General features: G+C 69.8%; 5 protein-coding genes. 2 read left to right on the forward strand and 3 right to left on the reverse strand.

All coding sequences use genetic code 11. The features are described from left to right. Both DK254_RS04210 and DK254_RS04215 read left to right on the forward strand, forming a co-directional pair. Window positions 1–543 (forward strand): ferric reductase-like transmembrane domain-containing protein (locus tag DK254_RS04210; RefSeq protein ID WP_109932996.1); only part of this gene is annotated, 543 nt, incomplete at its 5' end. Window positions 544–564: 21 nt separating this feature from the next. Then, entirely contained in the window at window positions 565–1,053 is a 489-nt protein-coding gene (locus DK254_RS04215; RefSeq protein ID WP_109932464.1) for a DoxX family protein, read from the forward strand. 806 nt (window positions 1,054–1,859) lie between these two features. Here DK254_RS04215 and DK254_RS04220 read toward each other — a convergent pair. The 3 genes from DK254_RS04220 to DK254_RS04230 are packed head-to-tail and all read right to left on the reverse strand — an operon-like array spanning window position 1,860 to window position 4,008. After that, window positions 1,860–2,651 carry a DUF2063 domain-containing protein gene (locus tag DK254_RS04220; protein WP_109932466.1) on the reverse strand — a complete coding sequence of 264 codons (792 nt, stop codon included), beginning with the start codon at window positions 2,649–2,651 and terminating at the stop codon, window positions 1,860–1,862. Further along, window positions 2,644–3,489: a DUF692 domain-containing protein gene (locus DK254_RS04225; RefSeq protein WP_109932468.1), complete on the reverse strand. Its 846-nt coding sequence runs from the start codon at window positions 3,487–3,489 to the stop codon at window positions 2,644–2,646. The genes DK254_RS04220 and DK254_RS04225 overlap by 8 nt, the downstream gene beginning before the upstream one ends. A 60-nt stretch (window positions 3,490–3,549) precedes the next feature. Beyond that, window positions 3,550–4,008: a hypothetical protein gene (locus DK254_RS04230; RefSeq protein ID WP_109932470.1), complete on the reverse strand. Its 459-nt coding sequence runs from the start codon at window positions 4,006–4,008 to the stop codon at window positions 3,550–3,552. Window positions 4,009–4,368: the final 360 nt, after the last annotated feature.

The following is a 4,368-nucleotide window of genomic DNA, read 5'->3' on the forward strand; positions in this document are numbered from 1 at the left end:
CAGCCGCAGCTGGTGGAGGCCCTGCGCAGCGCCATCCGCGCCACCGCGCGGACCTCCTTCGCCCTGTTCCTGGCGACCTTCCTCGCCTCTTCCCTGGCCACCCTGGTGCCCAGCCCCGGCAGCCGAGCCCTGCTGCGCGAGCGGCGCTTCCTCGGCCTGGCCTTCGCCTTCTCGCACCTGGTGCACGGCGTGCTGATCATCGCCTACGCCAAGCTGTTCCCGGAGACCTTCTGGGCCGGCCGCACCGCGGCGGCGAACATCCCGGGCTCAGTGGGCTACCTGTTCATCCTGGCGCTGGCCTTGACCAGCTTCCCGGCCGCGGTGAAGGCCCTGGGCGCCCGCACCTGGAAGCTGCTGCATGGCACCGGCACCTGGGTGATCGCCGGCATCTTCTGCCTGTCGTTCTTCAAGCGCATCCCCATGGGGCCCTGGTACGTCCTGGGCTTCGCGCTGATCTTCAGCGCCATCGTCCTGAAACTCACCGCCAAGCTCGCCACCCGCCAACGCCGCGCCACCCCGGCCCTGCGCGGCGCCACCCGCTGAACGCCCCCAGGAGACACCGCCATGCAAAGCACCCTCGCAACCACCCTGCGTCCCCTCGACCGCCTCGGCGCCTGGGGCGCCGACATCCCCCTGCGGCTGTTCCTGGCCTGGGAATTCCTCGAATCCGGCCTGGAGAAATGGAACGGCGAGAACTGGTTCGCGCAGATCCACGGCGCCTTCCCCTTCCCCTTCGACCGCCTGCCGGCGAGCCTGGACTGGCAGGTCTCCATGTGGGCCGAACTGATAGCCCCGCTGCTCCTGCTGCTGGGCCTGGGCACCCGCTTCGCCTCGGCGGTGCTGATGGTACTGACGGTGGTAGCCATCGCCGCCGTGCACTGGCCGGCGCACTGGTCGAGCCTGGGCGAACTGGCCATGGGCTATTCCATCAGCGACAACGGCTTCGGCAACTACAAGCTGCCGCTGATCTACCTGGTGGCGCTGGTGCCGCTGCTGCTCAAGGGCGCCGGGCGGCTGAGCCTGGATGCGCTGCTGCGGCGGCGCTTTGCGTAGGTAAGTGCACCGTCCTGACGAACCCGCCGCATGGCGGGTTCTTCTTTTTCGTCCCCCTCGAACACAGGCGCCCTGGCCCACGTTGGGCACGTGCGCAGGAGCGGACTCCGTCCGCGCTTGGTCCCGTAGGGCGCATAACGCCTACGGCGTTATCCGCCGTCGCCCCGAACACCGGTGCTTCGGCTTGTTTATTACGTAGGAGCGAGCTTGCTCGCGAACAGATATCGCCTGCCCCTCCGCTGCCTTGGCTTGAATCCGTCCCCTCTCCCCAACCCTCTCCCGCAAGCGGGAGAGGGGGCCGTCCTGAGCGGCGTCGAGATCAGGAGCCATCCTCCAGGCCAACCTGTATGGCGCTCTCCGTCATCGCCCCGAACACCGGCGCTCCGCCCCACGTTGGGCGCGTGCGTAGGAGCAACTGTCTTGCAGGCCGCGCCAGGGTGCTCTTCGTAGGAGCGAGCTTGCTCGCGAATGAGCCCCGCAGCGAAGTGTGTTCGCGAGCAAGCTCGCTCCTACGAGAAGCCATGTCCACCGGCATGGTAGGAGCGGACTCCGTCCGCGATTGGTCCCATAGGGCGCATAACGCCTACGGCGTTATCCGCCATCGCCCCCGAACACCGGCGCTCCGGCCGGCGGCGGATAACCGCGAACGGTTATTCGCCCTACGCTGCCCCACCCGCACCGATTGCCCATCCGTTCGCCATCGTGCACTGCTTCCTCAACGAAAAAGCCCGCGCACCTGGCCAGGCATGCGGGCTTCTCGAACATCACCTCACTGCATCACGGAATGGTGCTGTCCGGTATGTCGGTCATCGCGGTGTCACCCTGGGGGCTGAGGAATGCTGTCGACGGTGGGTGGCGCACAGGTTGCGCGTGCCGAGCACCACGCCCTGTGCGTGGAGGGCCTGCAACAGGGCCAGGCCCTGCCGCAGGATGGGTTCGGGGTCGGCGCCAATGGCCTCGGCCAGCGCCTGCAGGTGTTCCCGGCCGCTCAGCTGGCGGTCGCGCACGGACTCCAGCAACGCGTGGGCCAGCGGCGCCAGGCGGGCGAAATGCACCTGCTGGTCGTCGCCGCGGCGGGCCAGCAGCAGCGTCGGCTGCTCCGGCGGCTGCCCGGGCAGGTGGCCGGGGCCCAGGTCGCTCACCGGCCAGGCGTAGGCCAGCGGCCAGGCCAGGGACGACAGCAGCGGCACGCCCTCCAGCAGGTCGCCCTGCGGGTCGTGGGCCGGCTCCCGGCTGTCGCTGAGCGACAGGGCGGTCTCCACCCATTCGTAGTGCGCCAGCTCGGCGGCCCAGGCCGGCGCGTCGATCCCGCGCTGTTCGAGGAAGGCGATGAACTCGCCGGCCAGCTCGGTGAACAGCGGCGTCCGGCAACGGTAGTCAGCGTAGAAGCGCTCCGTCAGCGCATGCCACTGGCTGTCGGCCAGGCTGGCGCGCAGCACCGGGAAGCTGCCGGCCAGCAACGACTGCACATTGCCCAGGAACAGCTGGCGATACACCGCCAGGCGCCGTGCCTCGATGCCCGGCGGCGGCGCGTTGCGCTGCGGGTCGCGGATGTGCCGGGCCAGTTGCAGTTGCTGCTCGCGCAGGGTCTCAGCCATGGCTCACCTCCCGCGGCGCGGCGGCCTGCTGCAGGGTGCGGATGCAGTCCACCTCCGCCAGCAGCTCGGCCAGCGGCGGGAAGTTGAAGTCGCGCTCCAGCAGCGTCGGCACCACGCCACAGCGGGCGTAGGCCTGCGCCAACAGGTGCCAGACCGGCTGCTGCACGCTGGCGCCGTGGGTATCGATCTTCAGGTCCGGCGCCTCGTCGTAGTGCCCCGCCACGTGGATGCAGGCCACCCGCTCGGCGGGCACCCGGGCCAGGAAGGCGGCGGCGTCGTAGCCGTGGTTGCAGGCGTTGACCACCAGGTTGTTGACGTCCAGCAGCAGGTCGCAGTCGGCTTCCGCCAGCACGGCCCGGAGGAAATCGATCTCGCTCAGCGCCTGGTAGGGCGCGGCGTAGTAGGAAATGTTCTCTACCGCGATGCGCCGCCCCAGCACGTCCTGGGCCTGGCGGATGCGCGCGGCGACGTGGTGCACCGCCTCGTCGGTGAAGGGCAGCGGCAGCAGGTCGTAGAGCTGGCCGTCGTCGGAGCAGTAGCTCAGGTGCTCGCTGAACAGGCCGACGCGGTGGCGGTCGAGGAACTGCCGCGTACGCCGCAGCAACTCGAGGTCCAGCGGCCCGGGGCCGCCGAGGGACAGCGACAGGCCGTGGCAGGCCAGCGGGAAGCGCTCGGCGAGCTGCGCCAGGCCATCGCCGTAGGCACCGCCGACGCCGATCCAGTTGTCCGGCGCGCATTCGAGGAAGTCCACGGCCGCGGCGGGCATCGCCAGCAGCTCGGGCAGCAGCGCGCGGCGCAGGCCGAGGCCGGCCCCGCGCGGTAGGGAATGGGCATTCATGGCAAGGCTCCACGGGGGAGGAATGCCCTCCCCGCAGGGAGGGCCGGATTGGCGGATGACTCAGTGGCGGTCGCCCTGGAGCCTGGCGAACAGGCCGGCCGGCATCGGCTTGCCGTGGGCCTCGAAGACGCTCTTCAGGTGCTGGTAGGCCTCGGCCTCGGAGATGAAGCCGTCGTGGTCGGCGTCGATCCTGTCGAAGTCGCCGGCGCGGTCCCTGGCCACGGCCAGGAACTCGTCGCGCGAAACCTTGCCGTCGTGGTCGCTGTCGGTACGCGAGAAGGAGGCGTCGCCGCACTTGCCCTCCCCGCACTTGCCTTCGGCCTGGGTCGCCTTGGCCTTGCCGGCGCCGCACTTGCCTTCGCCACACTTGCCCTCCCCGGCCTTTTCGGCGGCGGCGAGCTGGTAGCCCTGGGGCAGCGCCTCGACGGCGAAGGCCGAGGTGGCCAGGTTGGCGCCGCCCACCAGGGCGATGGCGAGCAGGCCGAGGCGGGTCTTGGTCTGGATCGGGTTACGGGACATGGGTGTTTCTCCGATGCTGGGCGCTTGGCGCGCGGGTCTGGGTTCTGGTCGAACCCGGACGAGCGGGGGGCCGGCTTTCGAAGCCCGCCGGGTCTCTCGTCCGGGTGTGGCCATTTGGCCCGCGCCATGTATCGGCGACGTATCGGAGGGTGGCCGGGTTTGTATGCCTGCCTCGCGCAGGGGCTGGCTGGATACATTGGGATACAGCGCCATGATGCCCAATGGCTCGTGCGGCCGGAGGCCATCGCGGACGGAGTCCGCTCCTACAGTTACCCACCCGTAGGAGCGGACCTTGTCCGCGATAGCCGGAGGTTCAGGCGCGATTCGCGGATAAGATCCGCTCCTACGCTGCCCCACCAC

It is taken from the genome of Pseudomonas sp. RW407, from assembly GCF_003176655.1.
Lineage (GTDB): Bacteria > Pseudomonadota > Gammaproteobacteria > Pseudomonadales > Pseudomonadaceae > Pseudomonas > Pseudomonas delhiensis.